Genomic DNA, 24,347 nt, shown 5'->3' on the forward strand with positions numbered 1-24,347 from the left:
TTATTCAAGGTGTGCCGGGAAGCCTGGTCGGCTCGGGGGACGACTGCAGCGACGGGCGGCGGTGACCCCGCTCGTCGTGATGGGGTCTTTCGGTAGATGCACGCCGTGGGAATCGTTCTCCTCCTGGTGGTCCTGGCGACCGCCGTGTCCACTTTCGCCGGGCGCCTGCGTGTGCCCGCTCCGTCGCTTCTGGTCCTGGTCGGACTGGGGGTGGCGCTTATACCCGGTGTGCCGGCGCTGCACGTCCCGCCACAGGCGATCGCGCTGGTGGTACTCCCGCCCCTGCTGTACTCGTCGGCAGAGGAGCTGTCGCTGCGCGACCTTCGGGTCGTGTGGCGGCCGGTGACGATCCTCGCCTTCGGGCTGGTGTTCGCCTCTGCGGCGGCCGTGGGCTTCGTCGCCGTCGCGGTGACCGGCCTGCCGCCCGCGATGGCGTTCGTCCTAGGCGCGGTGCTGTCCAGCACGGATCCGGTAGCCGTCACGGCACTCGGGCGGCGCCTGGCCCTGCCAGGCCGGGTTCAGGTGCTGGTGCAGGCGGAGAGCCTGTTCAACGACGCGACGTCGCTGGTGCTGTTCAAGGTCGCGGTCGGCGTGGCCGTGGTGGCCGGGGGCGCGGTGGACCTGCCGGCGGCGGGCTGGGAGCTGCTGCTGCTCGGGGGTGGCGGCAGTGTGATCGGCGCCGCTGTGGCGGGCCTGGTCACGCTGGTCAGGCGGCGTACCACCGATCCGGTGCTGGAGACCGTGATCGCCCTGGTCACTCCCTACGCGGCGTACGTGCTGGCCGAGTCCGCGCACACCTCCGGCGTCACCTCGGTGGTCGTCACCGGCGTGCTGCTGGGTCGCTCCAGCCACCGCCTGACCGACGCCCACATCCGGCTGCAGCTGCACGCGGTCTACGCCGTGGTGGTGTTTCTGCTGGAGAGCGTCGTGTTCAGCATCGTCGGCCTGGAGCTGCCCGAGCTGGTGCGCGGGCTGCCGAAGGGCAGCGGGCAGTGGCCGTTGCAGGCGCTCGCTCTGGCCGTCGTGCTGATCGCCGTGCGGGTGCTGTGGACGCTGCCGCTGACCCGCACGGTCAAGCCCAGCCGGGGGCGGCTGTCCTGGCGGGTGGCCGGAGTGGTGACCTGGGCCGGGACCAGGGGCGTCATGCCGCTGGCCGCCGCATTGTCGATCCCGCTCACCGGGACCGGCGGCACCGCCTTGGCCGGACGCCCGCTGATCCTCGTGCTCACGACGGCAGTGGTCGTCTTCACCCTGGTGGTGCAGGGTCTGACGCTGGCGGCGGTGGTCGGGCGCTCGGGGCTGGCACTGGAGCCCGAGCACACCGCACGTGAAGAGGCCGATGCCCGTGATTCCCTCAACCGCTCCGGGCTCGACCACGTCGAACACCTCGCCACCCTTGAGGCCGTACCGGAGATGGTCGTCGACCGGGTCCGGCGGAACCTGAGCGCCCGGCTCGACCGTAGCCCGGACGGCCCGGACGGCGGCAACGCGGAGGCCACCTACCGCCAGCTGCGGCGTGAGGTGATAGCCGTCCAGAACGCCGAACTGCACCGTCTGTACGACGAGCACCTCGTCAGCGACACCACCCGCAGACGCCTGCAGCACGACCTCGACCGGGAGGAAGCCGCACTCGGAAGCCCGTAGGAACGGATGCCCCGAACGCGGCACGGGATTCAGGCCGCCGCCGTGGGCCGGGATACGGAGTCCAGCGCCGCACCGGCCTGGTCGGCCAGGGTCACCGCGACGAGCAGCACCTGCCGACCGGGCATGCTCCCCGGCACGGGGTCGAGCATGAAGCGCCCGATGTATCTGCCGTTGTCGAACAGCCGCAGCTCCACCTCCTCGGCGGGCATCCCGAGGACATCGGTGGCCCCGGCCCTGCATCCGACGGCGATCGAGCCGTCGTGTTCCAGGCGCGGCGGGTGGCCGAGGAACGGGCCGTACTCGAAGCGGCAGCCGCGCAGCTGGAGCAGGTCGATCAGCTGGGCTCGAACGTGGTCGACTGATCCTGCCGTTCATCGGCATCAAGCTGATCGACCTGCTGGTCGTTCAGTTCCTCTTCTGACCGGCGCATCAAGGAATCATCAGAGCGGGCGCCTCTCCCTTGTCCCTCCGCTGCCTTTGGATTTGAATGAACGACATGAACCGTCCGGCACGCCACCACGACCGTCCGCCGCATCCGCGGACGCGCGCTGCCGCCACGGCCACCAGCGCCCTCCGGTAGCGCCGCGGCCTCCCCGCAGCGGCACACCGAGCGCTCAGCGCAGACGGACGACGGCAGCGGCGTCTGCGCTTCCCGCCGCCCGGCCACTGGGGTCAAAAGCCGTCCGGGCCTTCCGATTTCACCTCCCGCACCTCCGGCACCCGGCCTTGCGCGCGCTCGTGCGCCTCCGACACCCCGGGCGTGCCCGCACACCCATGGATGGAACATGTCCGCATTCCTCTCCGGCCGCACCGCCCTCGTCACCGGAGCCTCCTCCGGCATCGGGTGGGAGGCCGCCCGGCTGCTCGCCGATCAAGGGGCCACCGTCATCGTCCACGCCCGCACCGCGGACGAGGGCGAGCGCGCCCTCGAACGGCTGGTGGCACGGGGCGCGTCCCGCAGCCAACTCCACATGGTCGCAGCCGACTTCACCCGACTCGCCTCAGTGGCGAACCTCGCGGACACCATCACCGGCACCTTCCCCGCACTGCACCTCCTGATCAACAACGCCGCGATCATGGCCCCCGAGCGGTGCACCCTGACCGATGACGGAGTGGAGGTCTCCTTCCAGGTCAACTTCCTCGCCGCCCACCTGCTCGCCAAGCTGCTGCAGAGCCCGCTCGCGGCCGCCGGCGGCGCCCGGGTCATCAACGTCTCCTCCTCCCTGCACCGCACCGCCTCGATGAACTGGACCGACCCCAACCGGGTCAAGAAGTACTCCCGGGTCGCCGCCTACGCCCAGTCCCAGCTGGCGCTGAGCATGGCCACCCGCTACATGGCTCCCGAGGCTTCCGGCATCACCGCCGTCAGCGTCAACCCCGGCCTGTGCGACACCGCTCTGCTCCCGCTGTACGGGCGCGTCGGCGCGCCGCCGGCCGAGGGAGCGGCCGCGGTCGTCCGCCTCTGCCTGCCCACGGTTCCGCTCAGCAACGGTGAGTACTACGACGGCGGTGACATCGCGCCCACCGCCGTCGCCGTCCACGAGGAGCGCTCACAGCGACGCCTCGCCAAGCTCGCCGACCAGCTGACCGCCACCAGGGCCTGAATCCCCCGAAGATCAGGAGAGCCATGTCCAAGCGCGCCCGGAAGAAGAAAGCCCGCCGCAAGAAGAAGGCGAACCACGGCCGCAAGTCCGGCCAGTAACCGTCCCGAGCCACCCGGCGCCGCGTGCCACCGGCGCCGGGTTCACCACCACCTAAGCCCCGGGAACCCCGCGCTTGGGTTCGAGCGTTCGTCGCAACATCCCGGTTCAGGGGATGCGATGGACTTCGAGATCCGCCGGGACCGGAAGCCGCAGGGGCCCGGGAAGCTCCGTGCCGAGCGGGAGGAACACTTCCGGCTCGTGCAGGGCAACAGCAGCAAAGAGGCGTCCCGGCTCGTGGGCGTCCACCCGCGCACCGGTCGCGAGTGGCGCAGCGGCCGGGTGGACCCGAACAGGTTCCGGGCGCCCGCTCGACCCGAGCGGGCGCCCGCCGCGTCCGGGCCGTCCCGATGCCTGCGCGAGGAACCTCCGCCGGGCGCTCGCTGATCATGAGCCAGGCAACGGACACCGATCGGGATGAAGCTGTGCACGCCTGCCGACGGTTGCGCCATGTGATCGGTATCGTCCGCCGCAAGGAACCAGCCCTGAAGCGGAGCAGCTCGCCCGGAGGAGGACCACCACCATGGCCGATAGCGGTTCCACACCGCGGCCGCCGGAGGCTCGCCATTCGAGCGAACACGACACGGCGCGCGTCGCACTGGTCATCGGTGCTCTCGGCGTGGTCTTCGGTGACATCGGGACCAGCCCCATCTACACCCTGCAGACCGTGTTCAACCCGAGCGACCCGCACCCCGTCCCGGTCACCACACAGAACGTGTACGGGGTCGTGTCGCTCGTGTTCTGGTCGGTGGTGATCATCGTCCTGGTCACCTACGTGCTGCTGGCGATGCGCGCCGACAACGACGGCGAGGGCGGCATCATGGCACTGATCACCCTGCTGCGGCGGTCGGACTCACGGCGCGGCCGCCGGACCACCGCCGCGCTGGCCGCGCTGGGAATCTTCGGGGCGTCGCTCTTCTTCGGCGACAGCATGATCACCCCGGCGATCTCGGTACTGTCCGCAGTCGAGGGGCTCAAGGTCGTCGAGCCGTCGCTGGAGAGCGCCGTGGTGCCGGGCACCGCGGCGATCATCGTGGTGCTGTTCCTGGTACAGCGCAGGGGGACGGCAGCCGTGGGCCGGGTGTTCGGGCCGGTGATGATCGCGTGGTTCGCGGCCATCGGCGCGTGCGGTGTGGCAGGCATCGCCGACCACCCGGAGATCCTCAGAGCGCTGTCACCGAGCTATGCCCTGGGGTTTCTGGTCGGCCATCTCGGCACCGCGTTCTTCGCCCTGGCCGCGGTCGTGCTCGCGGTCACCGGCGCCGAGGCGCTCTACGCCGACATGGGGCACTTCGGCCGCCGGTCGATCACCCGCGCCTGGCTGATCCTCGTCTTCCCCGCGTGCGTACTGAGCTACCTCGGCCAGGGCGCGCTGATCCTCGCCGATCCGAAGCACATCAGCAGCCCGTTCTTCCTGCTCGCTCCCGCGTGGGGACGGCTGCCGATGGTCGTGCTCGCCACGGCGGCGACGGTGATCGCCTCCCAGGCGGTGATCACCGGCGCGTACTCGGTCGCCTCCCAGGCCGCTCAGCTCGGCTACCTGCCGAGGCTGCGGATCGCGTACACCTCCGAGTCCACCATGGGTCAGATCTACGTGCCCTGGATCAACTGGCTGCTGATGGTCTCGGTCCTCACCCTGGTCTTCGCGTTCCGCAGCTCCACGGCGCTGGCCTTCGCGTTCGGCATGGCGGTCACCGGAACCATCACCATCACCACCCTGCTGTTCTTCTACGTCGCCCGCGCGAGGTGGGGCACGCCGGTGTGGCTGGTCACCGTCGGCGCGACCGTGCTGCTCACCGTGGACCTGCTGTTCGTGGCGGCCAACGCGACCAAGCTTCTCCACGGCGCATGGCTGCCCCTGCTGATCGGCCTCACCGCGTTCACCGTCATGACGACCTGGCAACGCGGCCGCAAGGTCGTCACCGCGGAGCGAGCACGACACGAAGGCCCGCTGCGCGAGTTCGTCGACCAGCTGCACACCGGCGAGATGCCGGCACTCCGGGTGTCCGGCACGGCCGTCTTCCTCAACCGGGGCAAGCAGACCGCGCCACTGGCCATGCGGGCCAACGTCGAGCACAACCACGTCCGGCACGACCAGGTCGTGATTCTGTCCATCGAGACCGAGCCCGTGCCCCGTGTCCCGGCCGACCAGCGGATCGTCGTCGACGACCTCGGCTATGCCGAGGACGGGATCATCCACGTCGCCGCCCGGTTCGGCTACATGGAGACACCGGACGTGCCCGGCGCGCTGGCGCTGCTGGAGCCAGCCGAAACCGAAGGGCGGCTACAGCTGGAGCACGCTTCCTACTTCCTGTCGAAGATCGAGCTCAGGCGCGGGACGGCGCCGACGATGGCGCCCTGGCGCAAGCGGTTGTTCATCGCCACCTCGTACATCACCGCCGACGCCGCCGAGTACTTCGGTCTCCCCCGCGACGGCACGGTCATCATGGGCTCGCACATCGAGGTGTAGGCGCGCCTCCCTGGCCAGGCCGCAATCCACTTCGCCAAGTACGCGGCGCGGGTCGGTGTCCTGGTGCGCGGCACGTCGCTGGAGGCCGGGATGTCGCAGTACCTGGTCGACGATTGCGGTTGCGGTTGCGGTTGCGGTTGCGTCCAGGAAGCGGTGTGGGGACTCCACCCGTTCAGGGGTTTGATACCGGTTCAGGGTGTGGTGCCTGAATGCGAGACGACCATTGGTGATCCCGTCCTCGAGCCGACCACGCGCATCGACGTTCCCCATGGGCTCCCCTCGTCCCTGGTGCGGATCAGAGGTGATTCCGCCGAGCACCGAGAGTCGTCCACCGGCTACCGTTCGGAGACCGACGAGCGTGCCCTCCGCGACGCATGGATCGCCACCCGTCAAAGAATCGTAAAAAGGAGTGTTAGAGAAGCGTTAACGGATGACGGGCCAGCCGGCTTCCGCTGGGCCTTGTCCTGTTGGCGTCCCGACGTCGTCCAGAAGGCACAACCACTAAGGGACGACTGGACCGTAGCAGCTGACCTGCGTCGATGTGCATCTCCGCCAGGTCCGACAGCCGTCCCGAAACAACGGCTCCTGCTGTGTTCTGGGGGGCGCCAGGGCTCCGTCGCCCGATCGCGCCATGCGTATCATCGTCGCTCATTATGCGTATAGAACCCGCTAAGAGCGCGCCTGACAGTCCTGCCTCCCCCGAACCCGGCGGCGCGCCCGACGGCAACAGACCCCGCCGCATCCGCCCCGGTACGGCAGCCCTGACTCTCGGTGCGCTGGGTGTCGTCTTCGGTGACATCGGCACCAGCCCGCTCTACGCGATCCAGACCGTCTTCACCGCCGACAACGGCGCGGTCGGGACGACTCCGGACCAGGTGTACGGGGTCATCTCGCTGGTGTTCTGGGCGATCACACTGATCGTGTCGGTCAAGTACGTCACGTTCATCCTGCGCGCCGACAACGGCGGCGAGGGCGGCATCATGGCGCTGACTGCCCTCGTCCAGAAGCTGTCCTTCAAGTCGGTGCGCACCAAGGTGATCCTGGTGGCGCTCGGGATCTTCGGGGCGTCGCTGTTCTACGGCGACGGAATGATCACGCCAGCGATCTCGGTGCTGTCGGCGGTCGAGGGACTGAAGGTCTCGGCACCAGGTCTGAGCGACTTCGTGGTCCCGGTGACGATCGCGGTGCTGGTGCTGCTCTTCGCGATCCAGCGCTACGGCACCAATCTGGTCGGCAACCTGTTCGGCCCAATCATGACGGTCTGGTTCGTCATCATCGGCGCAGCCGGCGCGTTCGAGGTGGCGAGCCACCCCGCGATCTTCAAGGCGCTGTCGCCGGTGTACGGCCTGCAGTTCATCGTGGACCACGGGATGATCGCGTTCGTCGCGCTGGCCTCGGTCGTGCTGGCCGTGACCGGTGCCGAGGCGCTCTACGCAGACATGGGGCACTTCGGCCGAGCGCCGATCCACCGTGCCTGGTTCTTCCTGGTCTTCCCGGCCCTGACGCTCAACTACCTCGGCCAGGGCTCGCTCATCCTGCGCTCGCCGTCGGCGATCGCGAACCCGTTCTTCCTCCTGATGCCCGGCTGGGCGCAGTTCCCGATGGTGATCCTGGCGACCGTGGCCACCGTCATCGCCTCGCAGGCGGTCATCTCTGGTGCGTTCAGCGTCACCCGCCAGGCGGTGCAGCTCGGTGTCCTCCCCCACCTGACGATCCGGCACACCTCGGAGCACGAGGTCGGCCAGGTCTACGCACCGATGATCAACTGGGGTCTGTTCGGCGCGGTCGTGGCCCTGGTGCTGGGCTTCGGCTCATCCGCCGCGCTCGCCTCCGCGTACGGCGTGGCGGTCACCGCCACCTTCGTGCTCAACACCGTGCTCTTCCTGGCCGTTGCCCGCATCATGATGGGCAAGCCGGTCTGGATGATCGTGCTCGGCGCCGTCGTCTTCCTGACCAGCGAGATCGCGTTCTTCGCGGCGAACCTCACCAAGGTCACGCACGGCGGCTGGTTGCCGCTGCTGGTCGCGTTCTCGGTCTTCACGATCCTCATCACCTGGCAGCGGGGACGGCAGATCGTCACCCCGAACCGGACGGCGCTGGAGGGCCCGCTGCGCGCGTTCGTCGACGAGGTCGACGCGATGGACCCGCCCGTGCACCGGGTCGACGGCACCGCGGTGTTCCTCAACGCCAACGCCGAGACCACTCCGCTGGCACTGCGCGCCAACGTCGAGCACAACCACACCCTGCACAAGAACGTGGTCATCCTGTCGGCCGTAGTGGAACGGGTGCCGCACGTCCCCGAGGCGGAGCGATGCGTCTTCGACGACCTCGGCCACAACGACGACGGCATCACGCACCTCACCGCGCGCTTCGGCTTCATGGACGAGCCGAACATCCCGCAGGTCCTGCGGCTCGCCTCACAGCTCCCGGATGCGGGCCAGATCCACGGGCTGCAGGTCGACGAGGTGTCCTACTTCCTGTCGCGGATGACGATCATCAGGACCGACGAGCCGGGCATGCGGCGCTGGCGCAAGAAGCTCTTCCTGACCATCGCCAACAACACGAGCAGCCCCGTCACGTACTTCGGGCTTCCCAGCGACCGCTGCGTCATCATGGGCGCCCAGGTCTCGATGTGAGGCGGTGAGCACGTTGCAGGTCAGGACCGTTCCTGACCTGCATTGTGCGGTGGTCGAGGACCCGGTCCGGCGTGGCCCGCCTTGACACCGGCAGCAACCGGACGTACAGGAAGAAGCATGGGTCGGCCCGAGCCGGCGGAGCGGGCAGGCCCGCACGTCGGGAACGGTACGGCGACGAGCCCGGATGTCGTGAGAAGTGCTCGCCGTCCCGGACGGGCTGCCGAGACCGCGGTGGCCGAGCTGATGGCGGCGGAGCGCGAGGACGTGCTGGTGGCGGCCGCCGTCAGGGCGGTCAGGGAGACCGGCGCCCACGCCGGGAGCGTCTTCCTCCGCTCCCGGGACGGCCGTTCGATCGTGCTGGCCGCCGCCTGCGGTACACCGCCCTCCCTGATCGGCGGCTGGCGGTTCATCCCGGTGAACAGCCCGATCCCGGTGGCCGTGGCCTACCGGTCGGGACGGACGGTCCACCTGGCCAACGCCGACGAGGCGGTGCGCCGCTTCCCCCAGTTCGCGGTGGCCCTGCCGTACGCCTTCGGATCGGCGTCGGTACCGGTGCGGGCGGGGCCGGAGAGCCTGGGAGCGCTCGCGGTGGTGTGGGCGGCACCGCCCGGGCACCCGGGGCTCTCCAAATCGCAGCTCCGCCACCTGCGGGCCGTCGCCAACCGCCTCGGCACCGCTCTCGCCGCGCTACGGGCCCGCGGGGACACCCTCGAATGCGGCACCAGGACCGTCCCGGTCGAGATCCCGGCGCCGAAAAACGCACCGGCGGTACGGGTCGGCCTGTTCGACTGGCGGCTGGACACCGGCGCCCTGGCCGCCGACGAGGAGCTGTGCGCGATCTTCGGGCTGACGCCCGGCGCCTTCGACGGGCGGGCCGACACACTGGCCTCCCGGCTCCACCCCGGCGACCGGGCCTCGCTCCGGGCCGCCGCCCGCGCGGCCGTCACGCACGGCCGGGTCCTCGCCAGGCGGCTGCGCGTCCGGGCCGGCGACGGGTACCGCACCGTGGAGCTCTGGGGCCGGGTGCCCGAGGCTCCAGGGGAGGAGGCGCGGGCCCACCTGATCGGCGGCGTACTCGACGCCGGGCCCGGCGCTGCGGCGGTCACCGCGGTGGAACGGCTGCGGGACGGGCTGTTCGCCCTCGACCCGGACGGGCGGATCACCTACGCCAACCGCAGTCTGGAGCCGCTGCTCGGCGTGAGTGGCCGGGAGCTGCTCGGCCACCGCCTGTGGGACGTCCTGCCGTGGCTGTCCGATCCGGCCTTCGAGGACCGGCACCGGGCCGCGATGGTCTCGCAGCTGCCCACCGACTTCCTGGCCTGCCGCCCGCCGGACCGGTGGCTCGCCTTCGCCCTCCACCCGGACGCGAACGGCGTGACCGGCCGAGTGGCATCCTCGGGGCCACCCCACCCGTCGGCGGCCCCGGACGGGCCCGCGGTGGCGCCCGGGCGGGAGACCCGGTCCGTCTCCCCACCCGCGTTCACCGCGCTCGGCCCTCCCCCGGCGGCCCAGGCCGTACCGGCGCGGCTGGGCGCCATCTACCACGTGCTGCAGCTGGGCAGCGCGCTGACCGAGGCCGTCACCACCGGTGAGGTGTGCGATGTGGTCGCCGACCAGCTCCTGCCGGCCTTCGGCGGGCAGCACCTGGCCATCTACGTGATCGACGACGGCCGGCTCCGCCTGCTCTTCCACACCAGCCGCCACGAGCACTTCCTGCGCTGGCTGGAGGGCAGACCGCTCGGTGCCCCGCTACCCGGGACGCGGACGCCGGGCTCCGGGCTGCCCAGGTTCATCGAGTCACAGCAGGATCTCACCGAAGTCCCGCCGGTGATTTCCCTGGACCGTACCGGGGCCTGGGCGTACCTGCCGCTGATCGCCTCCAACCGTCCCGTCGGCACCTGCATCCTCGGCTTCGACGAGATCCACCGCTTCACCCCCGAGGCCCGGAGCCTGCTGACCGCGCTCGGCGGACTGATCGCCCAGGCACTCGAACGCGCCCGCCTCTACGACGCGAAGTCCGCCCTCGCCCACGGCCTGCAGACCGCGCTGTTGCCGCACCGGCTGCCCGACCTGCCCGGTATCCGCACCGCCGGCCGTTACCTGCCCGGCACCAGCGGAATGGACATCGGAGGCGACTGGTACGACGTCATCCCCACCGAGGACGCGGTCGCCCTGGTCGTCGGGGACGTCGAGGGCCACAGCGTGGCCGCCGCCGGCACCATGGGCCAACTGCGCAGCGCGGTGAGGGCCTTCGCCACGGCCGGCCACTCCCCCGGCGCAGTCCTGGCCGGGACCAACCGGCTGCTGACCGACCTGGACCCCGGGCTGCTGGCCAGCTGCTGCTACATCCGCATCGACCCGAGCACCGACCGTGCCCACGCCGTCCGCGCCGGGCACTGCCCGCCGCTGCTGCGCCGCCCCGACGGCGGCACCGACGTGCTGGACCTGGCAGGCGGCCCGCTCCTCGGCGTCGACGTCGCCAGCACCTACCCCGAGACCCGGGTGGACCTTCCGCCGGGATCGATCCTCGCCCTCTACACCGACGGGCTCGTCGAGGAGCGCGGCAGCGACGTCGGTCTGGGCATCGACCACCTGCGGGCCTCACTCGCCCACGCCCGCGCCGGCAGCCTCGATGAACTCGCCGACCACCTGCTGCGCAAGGCCCGGCGTTCGCCGCTCCGCTCCGACGACATCGCCCTGCTGCTCACCGAGTACCGGCCCGGATGAGCTCCCGGGCCGGCTGCCGGACGGCCCGGCTCACCCCCGGCCGGCCAGGAACGGCAGGCTGGCGGCCCCGGTGCCCAGCACGGCGTCCAGGGCGAGGAGCACCCCGGCCGCTCCGGTGCCGAGGTCGGTGGAACGGCGCAGGGAGTGCTCGCCGAGGAAGGCGGTGTGCTGCCCGGTGCGGATGGCGTGCCAGTCGAAGGCGGCGAGGTGGCGGTGCATGGCCTCGGTGTCGTCAGCGGTGCCGCGGTGCAGCTGCCGCAGGGCCACCACCGCGCCGGCCCGGCCGGTGAACAGGCCGACCCGCGGGTGGAACTCCCTGGTCAGCGCGGAGTGGCTGCGTTCCAGTGCCCTGCTGAGGTGAGGATCGGGCTCGGCCAGGTGCGGCAGCAACTGAGCGGCGACCAGAGCCGGGCCCGCGCTGCCGGCGCGAAGGTACGGGATGCGCCATCGGGCTTCGGGCCGCTCGTCGGGTCCGGCCGCCGGGAGGCCGAGGTCGGCGAAGTCCTGCCGGAGCGCTTCGGCCGCAGCCGGCAGCAGCGATTGGTCGCCGGTCGCCTCGGCGAGACGCAGCAGGAAGAGCGCGGCCCCCGAACGTCCGTGCAGCAGTCCGGGCTTGGCCGCCCCGGTGGCACTGGTCAGCCGGTCGCCGAGTGCCCGGGCGTGGACGAGCAGTTCCTTCTCGCCGGTGCACTCGGCGAAGTGCAGCAGGGCGAGTCCGATGCCGGCCCGGCCGGCGAACAAGCTGTGGTCCAGGCCGTCTGGGCCGGAGCCGACCACCCGGTCCAGGATCTCGCGGGCCCGGTCGGTGCGGCCCAGCCGGTGCAGGGCGAAGGCGATGCCGGTGAGGCCGTCGTAGAAGCCGAGCCGGGGTTCGGCCATGGCGTGCACGGCGTCCTCCAGCCAGCGGATGTGGGCGTCGGGGACGTCGACCCCGGTCTCGGCCAGGGCCCACAGCACTCCGGCCGCGCCGTGGGCGAAGGCCACTCCACCGCCCGGGGTGGTGAACTGCTCGATGTCACCGGGGAAGAGGCGGTCGGTGCGGTCGGGGGTCGCACTGGCCAGGATGCCGCCCGCGATGGCGTCCCGCAGCGCGGGCCAGTCCGCCGCCGTGGGTTCCGACGGCGAAGTCGTCGGCCGGATCCGGTCGGTGGCCGGTCCGGCGTCCGGTCCGGCGCCGAGGTCACGGCGTACCTGCTGCTCGAAGTCGTCAGGGACCGGGAAGCGGGCGGTGATCAGGGCGAGGAGCTGGTCCAGCTTCTGCGGTGAGTGGTCGAGCAGGGCGGTCATCGGCGCGAAGAGGGCCAGCCGGAGGCAGCCCAGGGCGTAGCGGTCCAGCGCCGCACCGCGGTAGTGGTTCGGGGCGCGGAACCCGGGGACACCGATGACCTGGGGTGCTGCGGCCGCTATCGGGGTGGCGGTCTCCAGGTCGATGAACGCGACGGTGCCGTCGGGCCGGACGAGAACGTTTCCGGGGTGCAGGTCACCGAAGACGACGCCGCGGTCGTGCATGGCGTCCATCGTCTGCTCGGTCTGCGCGAGGACGTCGAGCGCCCAGGCGGTGTACCGGTGGCCGCTTCGGTCGTCGAGCGTGCCCTCCACCCATGGATTGGCCATCCCGCCGCCGCGGTTCAGCGCGACCCCGTCGACGAGTTCACGCGTGAGGTAGTAGTGCTCGCGGCCCTTGCGATAGTCGATGAGCTCCGGAACGGCCGGGATCCCGGCCAGCGTCTGCAGTGCCCAGCGCTCCTGCTCCAGGCGGGTGACCGCGTCCGTTCCCTGACCGTCCAGGCCGGCCAGCGGCCGGGCTTCCTTGACGAGAACGGTGCGACCGGTCGCCAGTTCCGTCGCCTCGTAGACTCCGCCGCCGTTGGAGAAGTGCAGGGCCTTGCGCACCTTGAAGGGCAGGGCGCGGGTGGTGCCGGCGCTGCGGGCGGCCACGGCCTCGTCGAGGCATTCCGGCAGGGTCACCCAGGCGGGCGGGTGGAAGCCGGGGCCGCGCTTGTCAGGCACCAGGCGACCGTCCTGGTCCTCGATGCAGGGGATCTGCCGGCCGCGTGCGTCGGTGATGCAGCGCAGTACGAAACCGCCGTAGCGCACGTACAGGGGGCCGTTGCGCCAGCGCAGGTCGCTGAGGATGTACGGCCCCGGCTCGCCGTCGAGCAGTTCGCCGAGCTCGGTGAGGATGGTCGTGAACTGCTGCTCGTCGAGCGGGTAGACGGTGATGAACTTGCCGCTGCTGCTGCGGTCGCCGTACTTGCTGTTTCGGTTCGTGAGGACGTGCGGGTTGCGGATGAACTTGAAGGGGATCCGCCGGGCCTCGCAGAAGGCGCGCACGATCGCCAGGACCGGCTCGGCCCGGTCCGGCACCGTCGAGACGTGGATCTTCCAGCCCTGCAGCGGAAGCCGGCAGCCGTGGGGGACGTGGAAGGACCAGTGGGGGTTGAGTTCACGGGTCCAGCCATCGGGAAGCGGCTCGCGGACAGCGGGATAGTCGGCCGCCGCATGGTCCTCTGACGGGAGGTCGAAGTACGGGCTGTCCGGTTGGCAGTGCTGGAGGTAGTGGAGGAACACCGTGTGCTTCCAGGGTCAGGTCGGGTGGCGGAGCGGCTCAGCGCCAGCAGGGAGCCAGATAGGTGTCGTACAGCCAGTGGGCCAGCGTGCTTTTCCCCAGCGCGAGTTGGGCGTTGCCGGTCCGGTCCGAAGGGGGCCGGGTGGTGATGAGCGGGTAAGCAGCAGCGGGCAGCGACAGGGTGGTGCTGGTCACGGGGGCGAATGCCGAGAGCGGCGCGGTGGTGGCCGTGCTCCGCTCGGACCCGATCACGGCCTCGCCCGTCGTGGTGCGTCCCATCAACCCGGCTCGGTAGAGGTGTACGGCCGTTCCCGCGTGGATGACGGAACGGTCGACCGAGGACGGCAGGAGCAGTTCCACCTGCCCGCCGTCACGTACGGTGTAGCCGCCGGCCACGGTGCAGGGAATGCGGACGAACAGCAGGGCGCAGACCACGGCGGCTGTGACCGCGGTGGCGGACAGGGCGATCCGCCACCGGGTGGCGCCGGCCGTGCGGGCTTCGACGGCCGTGCGCACCACGCCGCGTACCAGTAGCCAGATCAGGTAGCCCGATGCGCACACCATCAGGATCGCTCCGGCGGTGCCCATCCGTTGGAGCAGCGAGGCGAAGTTGCCCAGCGCTGGGATCACGATGAACAGGGGGGCGGCCATGCAGGCGAGGCCGAAAGCGACGGCCCACCGCAGCTGCGGCAGCTCCGGTCGGTAGCGGCCACCGTAGAGCAGTCGTGCGATCCGGTGGCGGGCATCGGCCATCGCCCGGTCGCGCAGGTGCGGGATGTCCAGGTGGCTCATCAGGGCCAGGTAGCCGTCCAGCCGGACCACCGGCAGCAGGTTGACCGTTCCGCCGAGGTAGCAGGCCGTGGCGAACAGCAGCAGGCCGTCCTGCCACCGGCCCGGCGGCGGAACGAGCGCGGCCAGCGCCGCGGAGCCGGCGATGACCCACTGGGTGGCGATGCCGGCCAGGGAGACCCGGACGCGCTGCTCGTTGCGGGACAGCCGCCAGCCGTCGGAGACGTCGCAGAAGAAGGCGGGCGAGAGGTAGAACAGCATCACGCCCATGCGGCTCGGCCGTCCGCCGTAGTAGGCGAGGACCGCCGCGTGGCTCAGCTCGTGCAGTGCGCTGGCGACGAGCATGGCGACGATGACGCCGGCGTACACGCTCAGCGGCAGTGGTCGTCCGAGGAGCCCGGACAGTTCGGGGCCGAGCCCCGCCAGCGCCGCCAGGCCGCCGGCGGCGAGGAGCGCGCCGATGACGCCCCACCGCTTCAGCCCCAGGAGGGCCATGGCGGGAAGGACGCCGGACAGCAGCCGCTGCGGGTGGACGACGGTCAGCTGCACGGTCAACGGCGGTACGACCTTCAGGCGGGGAAGGCGCCGGGGCGCGCTGCGATGCATGTCGGCACCGCCGTGGAACACCTTCGCCGCAACCAGTTTGCGCACACCCGTGTCCACCGCGGCGGTGGTCCAGCGAGCGCCGAGGACGGCAGCCAGTTCCTCGTGTCCCCGGGTGCCGTCGGCGGCCTGGGCCAGCCGCGCCAGGTCGGCACCCACCCGCAGGTAGTGCTCGCCGCGTTGGATGATCCACGGTGCGTCCACACTGATCGGCGGATGGACGAACACGTCGTCGGCAAGCCGGGGGCGGCTGACGTACTCGCCGCCCGTTCCGTTCCCCTCCTGCGGGGCGACGGCCGTATCGCTGGTCAAGGTCTCTCCCTCAGGTCGCTCCGGGACCCGGCTGCGGCCGAGGACGGGAGCGGGTGCCGGGACGCGGGGAGGGCTCCGCCGCGGCCCGGCACCGCCGGGTGTCATGCCGTCAGGTCGCGACGATGATGCTGCCGATGCTGACGGTCGCAACGCTCCACACGGCGTTGCTCCAGTTGACGTTGAACGGGGCGTCCATGCCCTCGAGCTCCTGCATGTCGAGCTCCAGGTCCTGCATGCCCAGCTCCAGCTCCAGCGAGCTGTTGATGTTCTCCTGCACTCTGTTCTCCTCCTCTCCGACGGTCGGGAACGGTCGGACTCCGTGGCCCGCCGCGGGACGTCGGGCATCCCGCGGCGGTCCCGGTGTCATGCCGTCAGGTCGCGACGATGATGCTGCCGATGCTGACGGTCGCAACGCTCCACACGGCGTTGCTCCAGTTGACGTTGAACGGGGCGTCCATGCCCTCGAGCTCCTGCATGTCGAGCTCCAGGTCCTGCATGCCCAGCTCCAGCTCCAGCGAGCTGTTGATGTTCTCCTGCATTGTGTTCTCCTCCTCTCCGGTGCTCGGAAACGGTCAGTGGTCCGGTCCGCGTCCGCGCTCGGGCGTGGACCGGAAGCTGTTGGTCAGGCGCCGCTGCGGGCTGCTCAGCCCGCCTCGGGTCCGGGTGTGGTGGCTACGGCGTCGCCGAGCACCGCCCGGACGTCGCCCAGCGTCAGCTCGCCCAGGGCGGGCAGTCCTGCTCCCCAGGCGCGGACCGTGCGCTGTGCGATCGCGCCCAGGTCGGCGGGATGCGCCGTCAGACGACGCTCGACGCCCCAGTGCTCCAGCAGGGCTGCGATGCCGGCCGACGGATCGGCGGGCAGCGGCCTGGGGGCGGCCGGACGCAGCCCGCGCCACAGACGTTCGAGCCGTTCGGCCGAGCCGAGCCGCCGGTCGCCGGCGGCGATGCGCCGGAACAGCGAGGGGAGCAGGGCCGCGACGGCCGTCATCTTGCGGACGCCGAGGGAGGTGGACAACTCGTTGGCGATGTACCAGCCCCGCAGGGCGAAGGGCTCGCGGTCCAGCTGCAGCCAGTCGCATTGGGTGAGGGCACTGAGCCGGGCGATCGCGCCGCGCACCTGGTCGTCCCCGCCGTCGTCGGCCGCCCGGTAGCCCAGGTTCAGGAGTTGGCCGGCGATCGTCAGGGCGAGCGCGTCCTCGACCGGACGGTCCCGCAGATCGCCCGCGTAGACCCCGGCCACCCGGAACAGCGCCTCCAGCACGCCCTCGACCACGAGTTCGGCCGGCAGCGTGCTGGTGGCCAGCGGATCGAGCACGGCCAGCTCCGGCAGCAGCGAACGGCCCGCCACCAGCCGCTTGCCCTGCGGGGTGCGCAGACAGGCGACCTGGCTGACCTCGGAGCCCGTGCCGAGGGTGGTGGGAACGGCCAGCAGCGACAGCGGCCGCGAGGTGTGCCGGGGCAGCAGGATCAGCCCGCTGCGCTGCGGGGCGGTCAGCCGGGACAGCACACCGCGGTCACCCGCCAGTGCGGTCGCCAGCTTCGCCTGGTCCAGGAGGCTGCCACCTCCGACGGCGGCGACCAGCCGGCCGGGGCCGTGCCGCAGGCGGTCGGCGAGGTCGACGACGGTGTCCACCTCGCCGGGCCCGTCGAGCGGGATCACCTCGTGCACCCCGAGCGCCCGTGCCACCAGCGAGGTGATCGCGCTGTCGGTGAGCCGGGCGTCCACCAGCAGGGTGGTGGCGGTCCCGGGCTCCTGCTCGGCCGCCCACGAGGCGAACTCCGCCGCGCTGTACAGCACCCGGGTGGGCTGCTGCCATCCGCCGGTCACCGGCCGCCTCCCGCCGATGTGCCGAGGGCAGCGAAGAACGTCTCAGCGCCGCGGGCGACGCAGTCCAGCAGTTCGTCCAGGTCCTCGTCGGTGTAGGTGAGCGCCGGGATGAGCTGAACGCCCTGCGGGCCGGGGTGGACGATCGCACCGGCCTCCCGGATGGCCGCCACCAGGTCTGCGACCTGCTGCGCCGTCAGAGGACCGCCGTCGGGGGTACCGAAGCCGAGGTAGCGGAAGCAGCCGACGCCCTCGGTGGTGGTCAGGAAGGGCAGCCGGTCGCTCAGGGACTTCAACTCGACGTCCAGACGGGAGGACAGGCGGTGGCTGAGCGCCTCCGCGTCCAGCCGCCGCATCTCCGCCAGTGTGGCCACGATCGCCGCGCAGGTCATCGGAGTTCCGGCCTGGGTCTCGGCGTGGACGAACACCGCGTCGGCGTCGGTGAAGGCCGCATCCACCTGGTGGGCGACCAGGACCGCGGCAGCGGCGCAGGTGCCGTTGGTCAGCCCCTTGGACAGAATCAGGAGGTCCGGCCGCACGGGCCACCGGCTGGAGGCGAAGTACGGGCCGGTACGGGCGAATCCGGTGGCGACCTCGTCGGCGACGAGCAGGAAGCCGTGCTCCTCGCGCAGCCGCAGCAGCTCCGCGAGGAACTCCTCGTCGAGCGGCACCGCACCGTTGCCCAGCACCGGTTCGACGACCACGGCGGCGATCTGCCCGCCCTGGCGGGCGAACAGAGCGTTCAGCTCGTCGACCGCGTTGGGGCTGATGTGACGGATCAGCCGCTGGTCCACCCCGTAAGTCCGCTGGCCCATGTCACTGCCGGAGAGCGCGAAGCCCCCGAAGGTGAGGCCGTGGTAGCTCGTACGGAGGCCGACCACCAGGGTGCGCTGCGCCTCGCCGCGCAGGGCCTGCGACTGGCGGGCGAGTTTCATCGCCAGGTCGTTGGCCGCGCCGCCGGAGGTGGAGAACAGCACCCGGCTGAAGTGGTCGCTGCCGCACAGGTCGACCAGTGCCTCGGCGGCTCGGCGGGCATGGGTGTTCTCGTAGCGGAAGACGCTCAGGTACGACGCGTCGCGGACAGCCCGGGCGATGGCGTCGGCGATGGCCTCGTTGCCGTACCCGAGTGCGGTGTTCCACAACCCGCTGGAGCCGCAGAGCAGTTCACGGCCGTCCGCGAACCGCACTCGTACGCCGTGGGCCGATACCGCACACAGATCGTCACGGCCGTGCCGGCTCGGGGCGAGCAGTGCGGGCCACAGGGCGCTCATCCGGCCACCTCCGCGACCAGCAGCACGTCGTGGTGGTGACTGGCGGTCGCCGGAAGGGCCTGGCGAGTCGTCACCAGCAGTCCGGCCGCAGCGAGTTCGGTCTCCAACTGCGTCGCCGGGAAGACCCCGATCCGGGTGGTGCACACCGTGATCGGCGGCTCCGCCGTCTCGAGGGGACGCGGAAAGATCGTGACCGTGCGCACGTCGGCACCTTCCGTCCAGTGCTCGTGCATGCGCAACCGGGTGCCGTCGGCGCAGTCGACGTCCAGCACCTGCTCGGTGGTGGAGCAGCCGAAGCCCGGCACGTCCACCGCGGTGAGCAGGAACCTCCCCCCGGGCGCGAGGTGGCGGCGCACGCACCGGTAGAGGCCGGCCCGGCCGGCCGCGTCCAGCAGCGAGATCGAGGTCGTGCCCAGCACGATCGCACCGAACGTTCGGCCCAGGTCGAAGTCGCTCATGTCGCCCGCGACGACGGTGCAGCGGTCGCTGCGCGAGGCGGGTACGGTCCGCAGGCGCTGCTCCAGCAGCCGGATCATGCCCGGCGCCAGTTCGAGGGCGACCAGCTCGCATCCCAGGGTGAGCAGTGGCAGCGTCAGCCGACCCGAGCCGGCGGCCAGCTCGAGGATGGGGCCGGTGGTCGAGCGCAGCGAACCGACCAGCTCGCGCACCTCGAAGGTGTCGTCGCCCGCGATCGCGTGGTAGACCAGTGCGCCCACCTCGTCGTACAGGTCGTGGACCACGGCCTTGTCGCCGAGTTCGGCCAGCAGCGCACCGGCCTGGCCGGGAACGGCGGCCCTCAGCTGTGCACTCACAGGACGACTCCCGCCCGCTCGAAGAACTCGTGGACCTTCAGGACCGCTGGCCGACCGGCGTATTGAGCGGCCGCGTCGACGGACCCCTGACAGAGGATCAACTCGGCGAGTTCTCCCGCCGCACGGTTGAGGGCGAACGTCCGGGATCCCTCCGAGGTGTGGAGGTAGGCGGACTCGTCGGTCCACAGCAGCACGTGCTGCGTCTGAACCTGTTCGGTGGTGCGGTTCTCCGGCCGCAGGCGTCCGCCGAAGCCGGAGACGTGCGCCCGCAGGACGCCGCGGGATCGCAGGTCCCGCAGGGCGTCCACCGCCAGGAGGTACTCGGCGAGCCACGGACGGCTCTCCAGAGCCGCGGCGCGCAGGGCTTCGGGGACCGCGGTGGCGAGTGTGACGGCGCAGGGGTGCGCGCCGGCAGCGTTCGCCTGTCGCCAGGCGGCCTCCAGGTCCTTCAGGTCGTCGCCCACCCTGCCCAGCGCCGAACCGTACGGTGAGACCGTCACCTCGCCGTCGGCCCGGACGTAGAGCCGATGACGCGGACCGGCTCCGTCCAGCGGCGCGCCCAGCCCCGGGAGATCCGCGAGCAGCAGCATGGGATCCGCCAGGAACTCCGCGAATTCGCCCTTCTCGCGAGCGGTGTCGGCGTCGCTCAGCCAGACCTCGAAATCTGCTTCGTCGGCGATGCGGACCAGTGTCGGCCCCATCGTCGAAACGTACTGGCTGATGCTGTAATTCTGTACCTGGAGATAGAAGTCGTCGCCCAGGGATGCTTCGGCGTTGCACTCGGCGAAGGAGCCGCCGTAACCGACCACGTTCTCGTCGGATTCCGTCCCCTCGCCCGGAGCGAAGATCAGGTGGCTGCGGCCCTCGGACTCCGCGCCGAGCATTTCCTGCACCGTCCCGACATGCCGGGTGTCCTCCAGGACAATGACCCGGCTCCGGCCCGGCCTGCCGGTGGCCCAAGCCATCAGATCGCGCTTCTCGCCGCTCATCGCGTTTCCTCCATGCCACTCAGCGCAGTGACGATCGTTTTGACCTGACGCATGGCCGCCTGCGGCCCGCGGATATTGGCGACTCCGGTCAGGTTGATGACCACTTCGTCCACACCGGAATTCCAGAACTCCTCGATCTGCGCCACGAGTTCGTCGACCTCGCCCGCCAGGAAGGCGCCTCCCTCGATCAGGGCTCGCGCGTTCACCAGCGGGTCGCTGCCGCTGACGTCGATTCCGGCGCGCTTCAGCATGTCGGCGTAGTGCGGCGCCTGCAGGTGCGATCCGTTGCTGGCGACCGCGACGGCCTCGGCGTCCACGTCGGGCAGCGGCAGCGCCATCGGCACCATCGCGACCAGCCTGGGAAGCGGCCGTCCCGCCGCCTCGGCGCCTTCGCGCAGCGCGGGAAGCACCGTCTCGCGCAGATAGGAGGCGGGAGTCAGCCAAGTGATGGCGGCATCCGCGAGACGGCCGGCGAGACGCGCCATACCCGGTCGCAGCACCCCGAGCCCGACCTGCACCTCCGGCGACGGAGAGGGCAGCAGCGCGCCCTGGCAGTGGTAGTACTCGCCGCTGAAGTCGAGCGACTGCCCGCGCAGCAGGCCGCGGACGATGGTGAGGTACTCCTCGGCCGCGGTCAGCGGACTGGCGTAGGGCTCGCCGCGCATGGCGCTCTGCAGCGAGCGCCCGCCGGGGCCGAAGCCCGCGAGCACCGGGTGCCCGGTGGAGAGCGCCAGCGAGCGGGCCTGCATGGCCGCCTCATAGGGGTGGCGTAGCGGCATCAGGCTGACGCCCAGCCCCGTCGGCACGCCGAAACCCGTCCCCGCCGCGTGCGCGAACCCCTGGTGCGCCTCGACCGCCAACGACTGCCCCTGCCACAGGCGTTCGGCCCGGGTCCAGTGCACCAGCGCCGCATATGTGGCCAGCTGTTCCGGTCGGCGCGGCACAAATGGAACAAGGATCGAGAAGGATGGCACTCAATTACTCCGGGCAAGAATGGATCGTCTGCCGGTCCGGCGACAGGGAACCGAGAATGGCGGACCGCAGGGCGGCGAGATGCGACCCGATCCGGCACCGACCGGAGCGGGTGTTCGCTGAACACGGCAGTCGGTGGCCGATTCTGCGGCCGACCGCTTCAGCAGGTGTCAGCGGCCGGATTCGACGGAAGAAACAGCTGCGGAGAGCGGGAAGGAAATGGCCTGCTGTCGGCTTCGCTTGACAGCTGCCGGCTCGAAGGCTGCGGCAGAACCTACTTTTGGTGCGAGCTGCATCAGATACCCCCGTGAACAGATGCATGCATAACAATGCGTCAGACGTTAGCACAGGCTAGCGATCATGCTGAAACGGCGGCCTGCCAGCCTGGCGCGATCTCTTGAATTCCTCCTCGAATCCGCCACATCAGGGCGCCGGCCCGGATGTTGACGAACCATGACGGTCCACGGTGAGCGCCACAATCGGCAGGCTGTCGCACCGGTCGGAGCTGCATCCCGTCTCCGCCGACGGTCCGTCACTCCATCAACACCACATCGGCACGGCCCACTTATTCTGTTGATGCACCATCAAAGACAACAACTGCCGACGCACCATGCCGTCAAGGCCGCGGGATGAGCGCCCGGACCGACGCGGCCTGGAGCCGGACAGCTCGGCGCTCCTCGGAGTGATGGAAACACTCCAAAACCGCCACGGCATTGTTGTGCCCGATGAGATCACTGCCCGTGTCCACAACACACAAGACTTGCAGGACGCGACAGCCGGCTTGGTCGTCGCGTCCCGTCCGGGCCAGTAGGAGGACTCCCTTGGCGAACGATCGCGTCATCACCCCCCGAAGCCGCGGCTTCCTCTTCCTCGATTCACACCCGGCGGGCTGCGACGAGCTGGTGGCCGGCATGTGGCGGGACATTCCCTCCCCCAACGAAGAGCCCGGAGATGAGGGGCCGGTCGCCGTGGTCATCGGCTCGTCAGCCGGGTACGGCCTCGCTGCCACCCTCGCCGGACTCAAGCGCGCAGGCATCCGGGGCATCGGCGTCTGCTTCGAGAAGGCACCCGGCCCGCGGCGCACCGCCACGGCCGGCTGGTACCGCACCGCGGCAACCGCCGGCCTCGCCCGCGCCGCGGGGCGGGACATGGTCTTCCTCAACGGCGACGCGTTCTCCGACGCGATGAAGAACCAGGTCGCCGATGAACCGGCGCGTTCACCGCCGCCCTCGATGCGTACGGGCCGGGACTCGTGTGAGACGCCCTTGGCATGCGGGTCTCACGCAAGTCCGGGCGTCCCGCGCCATGGGGGCGTTCCACCCGCGCCCGGCGCCTGTCCGGGCTCGCGCCTGACCGAGCCTCAGCCCCTCGTCCTCTCCTGCCGCGAAGTGGTGGGTGCCAGCGCGAGGTGGGTGAGGACGGCGCCGAGTGCGGACAGGGCGGCGAGTGCGAGGCCGAGGGTGTGGACGGCGCTGGTGAGGCCCGCGGCCAGGGCCGCCCGGTGCGCCTCGGCGACGTGACCCTGGACGGCCTGCCCGGCGATCCGGGCCGCCTCGCCGGAGGAGAGGCCGCTGTCGTTCAGCCGGGCGGCGGCGAGCGTGGTGAGCAGGGCTGCGGCTCCGGAGACCGCGACGGACTCCCCGGTGATGCGCATCGTGTTGAAGATGCCTGCGGCGGCCCCGGCCCTCTGGACCGGGACGGTGCTGACGGCCGCGTTGTCCATCACACCGAACGCCAGACCCACGCCGATACCGAAGGGCAGCAGCGGCAGCGCCAGGGCCGTCCACGATCCGTCGCTGTGCACGGTCACCAGGAGCAGGGCGCCTACCGCGATCAGTGCGGAAGCGCCGGTCAGCACCGCCCGCACGGAGCTGCGGGCGGCCAGGTGGCCTGCGGCGAGCGGCAGCAGCAGTACCGGCGTCGTCATCGGCAGCAGAATCAGACCGCTGCTCAGGACGCTTCGGCCGCCCACTCCTTGCAGGTAGGCCGGGAGGTAGACCAGCAGCACGACGAAGCCGAGGGTGACCGTGAACGGCTGGCAGACCACGGCGAGGAACTCCGGCCTGCGGAACAGCCGGACGTCGAACATCGCACGCTCGGCCAGGCAGAGCTCCACCACCGCGAACAGTGCGATCAGCACGACGGCGGTGCCGAGCAGCAGCAGGGTGCTCCACGCCGTCCAGCCGGCACCGCCGGCCCGCACGAACGCGGAGGACAGCGCGGCGAGTCCGGCGGTGAAGCAGACCGGCCCCACCAGGTCGAAGGCGGGCTGGTCGGTGTCACGGGACTCCGGAGCCCGGGTCGCGCACAGCCACACGGGTACGGACACCGCCGCGACCAACAGGAACACCGACCGCCAGCCCGCCGCGTCTACCAGCGCACCGGCCGCCAGCGGTCCGATCGCCAGGCCCGTACCGAAGGAGGTACCGAGCATCCCGAAGGCCAGCTGCCTGCGCCGTCCTGAGGTGGCGTGGGCGAGCACCGCCGCTCCCGAGGCCAGGACGGCCGCGGCCCCGCACCCCTGGACCGCCCTGGCCGCGTCGACCACGGGCATCGAGGCCGCCACCGCGACCAGCAGGGAGCTGCCGCCGACCAGCGCGATACCGGTCAGCAGCACCCGGCGCCTGCCGAACCGGTCGGCGAGGCCGCCGGCCGCGAGCGGCAGGGCCGCGAAAGTGACGTTGAAGGCGTTCAGCATCCACTGGGCCGTGTCCGCCGAGGCGCCCAGGTGCGCCGCCATGCTCGGGAGTGCCACCGCGGCCCCGGTCACCGAGAACGGCAGCAGCATGGCGGCACACGCGACCGCCACCACCGTGACCCAGTAGCCGCGTTCACCACCGTCCACACCTCGGTGCGGTGCCGATGCCGAGGAGGGTGCGGCCTCGGCACCGCCCGTGCCGCGGGTGCGCTCCGGACCAGGGCGGTCCGAGACTTCGGAAGAGGGGGATGTGGTCATGCCCCCGATCGTTCGCCGGCGTGATCGCCGGATGAAGAGACCGCCGTTCCCTGGGAGTGACAGGGCCACCTT

At 71.1% G+C, this 24,347-nt stretch carries 17 protein-coding genes and 2 pseudogenes; 8 read left to right on the forward strand and 11 right to left on the reverse strand.

Features of this window, described 5'->3' with window-relative positions:
- The first annotated feature begins 96 nt into the window (after positions 1 to 96).
- Positions 97 to 1,644 carry a Na+/H+ antiporter gene (locus ABD369_RS18335; RefSeq protein ID WP_344637506.1) on the forward strand — a complete coding sequence of 516 codons (1,548 nt, stop codon included), beginning with the start codon at positions 97 to 99 and terminating at the stop codon, positions 1,642 to 1,644.
- Positions 1,645 to 1,673: 29 nt separating this feature from the next.
- Here ABD369_RS18335 and ABD369_RS18340 read toward each other — a convergent pair whose 3' ends face one another.
- A complete protein-coding gene (locus ABD369_RS18340; RefSeq protein ID WP_344637507.1) occupies positions 1,674 to 1,853 on the reverse strand; it encodes a hypothetical protein in 180 nt (59 codons plus the stop codon).
- Positions 1,854 to 2,429: 576 nt separating this feature from the next.
- On the opposite strand from ABD369_RS18340, the gene ABD369_RS18345 reads away from it, so the two are divergent.
- The 6 genes and pseudogenes from ABD369_RS18345 (at position 2,430) to ABD369_RS18360 (ending at position 11,177) form a co-directional block, all read left to right on the forward strand.
- Positions 2,430 to 3,248, forward strand: coding sequence for an SDR family NAD(P)-dependent oxidoreductase (locus tag ABD369_RS18345; protein WP_344637508.1), 819 nt, complete (start codon positions 2,430 to 2,432; stop codon positions 3,246 to 3,248).
- Positions 3,249 to 3,271: 23 nt separating this feature from the next.
- Positions 3,272 to 3,346, forward strand: a complete 75-nt coding sequence (locus ABD369_RS41540) for a 50S ribosomal protein bL37 (RefSeq protein WP_486327263.1) — start codon at positions 3,272 to 3,274, stop codon at positions 3,344 to 3,346.
- Between the two features lie 118 nt (positions 3,347 to 3,464).
- Positions 3,465 to 3,710 (forward strand): annotated as a pseudogene (locus tag ABD369_RS41170) (IS30 family transposase); the annotation flags it as partial.
- 157 nt (positions 3,711 to 3,867) lie between these two features.
- Positions 3,868 to 5,814 (forward strand): potassium transporter Kup, encoded by a 1,947-nt coding sequence (locus tag ABD369_RS18350; protein WP_344637509.1) that lies wholly within the window; start codon positions 3,868 to 3,870, stop codon positions 5,812 to 5,814.
- Between the two features lie 653 nt (positions 5,815 to 6,467).
- Positions 6,468 to 8,450 (forward strand): potassium transporter Kup, encoded by a 1,983-nt coding sequence (locus ABD369_RS18355; RefSeq protein WP_344637510.1) that lies wholly within the window; start codon positions 6,468 to 6,470, stop codon positions 8,448 to 8,450.
- A 189-nt stretch (positions 8,451 to 8,639) separates the two neighbouring features.
- Complete coding sequence (locus tag ABD369_RS18360; RefSeq protein ID WP_344637511.1) at positions 8,640 to 11,177, forward strand: SpoIIE family protein phosphatase; 2,538 nt, start codon at positions 8,640 to 8,642, stop codon at positions 11,175 to 11,177.
- 30 nt (positions 11,178 to 11,207) lie between these two features.
- Here the strand turns inward: ABD369_RS18360 and lanKC are convergent, their stop codons facing one another.
- The 9 genes from lanKC to ABD369_RS18405 all read right to left on the reverse strand — a co-directional run bounded on the left by lanKC (position 11,208) and on the right by ABD369_RS18405 (position 21,291).
- The gene (lanKC, locus tag ABD369_RS18365; protein ID WP_344637512.1) at positions 11,208 to 13,748 is read right to left on the reverse strand and encodes a class III lanthionine synthetase LanKC; all 2,541 of its coding nucleotides are present in this window, start codon (positions 13,746 to 13,748) and stop codon (positions 11,208 to 11,210) included.
- A 37-nt stretch (positions 13,749 to 13,785) separates the two neighbouring features.
- A complete protein-coding gene (mpaP, locus tag ABD369_RS18370) occupies positions 13,786 to 15,450 on the reverse strand; it encodes a daptide biosynthesis intramembrane metalloprotease (protein WP_344637513.1) in 1,665 nt (554 codons plus the stop codon).
- A 109-nt stretch (positions 15,451 to 15,559) separates the two neighbouring features.
- On the reverse strand, positions 15,560 to 15,727 hold the full coding sequence (locus ABD369_RS18375) for a daptide-type RiPP (protein WP_344637514.1): 168 nt from the start codon (positions 15,725 to 15,727) through the stop codon (positions 15,560 to 15,562).
- 94 nt (positions 15,728 to 15,821) lie between these two features.
- Complete coding sequence (locus tag ABD369_RS18380; RefSeq protein WP_344637514.1) at positions 15,822 to 15,989, reverse strand: daptide-type RiPP; 168 nt, start codon at positions 15,987 to 15,989, stop codon at positions 15,822 to 15,824.
- Between the two features lie 104 nt (positions 15,990 to 16,093).
- Complete coding sequence (gene mpaC, locus ABD369_RS18385; protein WP_344637515.1) at positions 16,094 to 17,278, reverse strand: daptide-type RiPP biosynthesis dehydogenase; 1,185 nt, start codon at positions 17,276 to 17,278, stop codon at positions 16,094 to 16,096.
- Positions 17,275 to 18,546, reverse strand: a complete 1,272-nt coding sequence (gene mpaD, locus ABD369_RS18390; protein WP_344637516.1) for a daptide-type RiPP biosynthesis aminotransferase — start codon at positions 18,544 to 18,546, stop codon at positions 17,275 to 17,277. The genes mpaC and mpaD overlap by 4 nt, the downstream gene beginning before the upstream one ends.
- Positions 18,543 to 19,358: a daptide-type RiPP biosynthesis methyltransferase gene (gene mpaM / locus ABD369_RS18395; protein ID WP_344637517.1), complete on the reverse strand. Its 816-nt coding sequence runs from the start codon at positions 19,356 to 19,358 to the stop codon at positions 18,543 to 18,545. The genes mpaD and mpaM overlap by 4 nt, the downstream gene beginning before the upstream one ends.
- Positions 19,355 to 20,347 carry a daptide biosynthesis RiPP recognition protein gene (gene mpaB, locus ABD369_RS18400; RefSeq protein ID WP_344637518.1) on the reverse strand — a complete coding sequence of 331 codons (993 nt, stop codon included), beginning with the start codon at positions 20,345 to 20,347 and terminating at the stop codon, positions 19,355 to 19,357. Before mpaB ends, mpaM begins: the two co-directional genes overlap by 4 nt.
- Positions 20,344 to 21,291 (reverse strand): LLM class flavin-dependent oxidoreductase, encoded by a 948-nt coding sequence (locus ABD369_RS18405; protein ID WP_344637519.1) that lies wholly within the window; start codon positions 21,289 to 21,291, stop codon positions 20,344 to 20,346. Before ABD369_RS18405 ends, mpaB begins: the two co-directional genes overlap by 4 nt.
- Positions 21,292 to 22,140: 849 nt before the next feature.
- On the opposite strand from ABD369_RS18405, the pseudogene ABD369_RS18410 reads away from it, so the two are divergent.
- A pseudogene (locus ABD369_RS18410) lies at positions 22,141 to 22,524 on the forward strand (enoyl-[acyl-carrier-protein] reductase FabV); the annotation flags it as partial.
- Positions 22,525 to 22,679: 155 nt separating this feature from the next.
- On the opposite strand, the gene ABD369_RS18415 reads toward ABD369_RS18410, so the two are convergent.
- A complete protein-coding gene (locus ABD369_RS18415) occupies positions 22,680 to 24,275 on the reverse strand; it encodes an MFS transporter (RefSeq protein ID WP_344637520.1) in 1,596 nt (531 codons plus the stop codon).
- Between the last annotated feature and the right edge of the window lie 72 nt (positions 24,276 to 24,347).

It is taken from the genome of Kitasatospora cystarginea, from assembly GCF_039533515.1.
Classification (GTDB): domain Bacteria; phylum Actinomycetota; class Actinomycetes; order Streptomycetales; family Streptomycetaceae; genus Kitasatospora; species Kitasatospora cystarginea.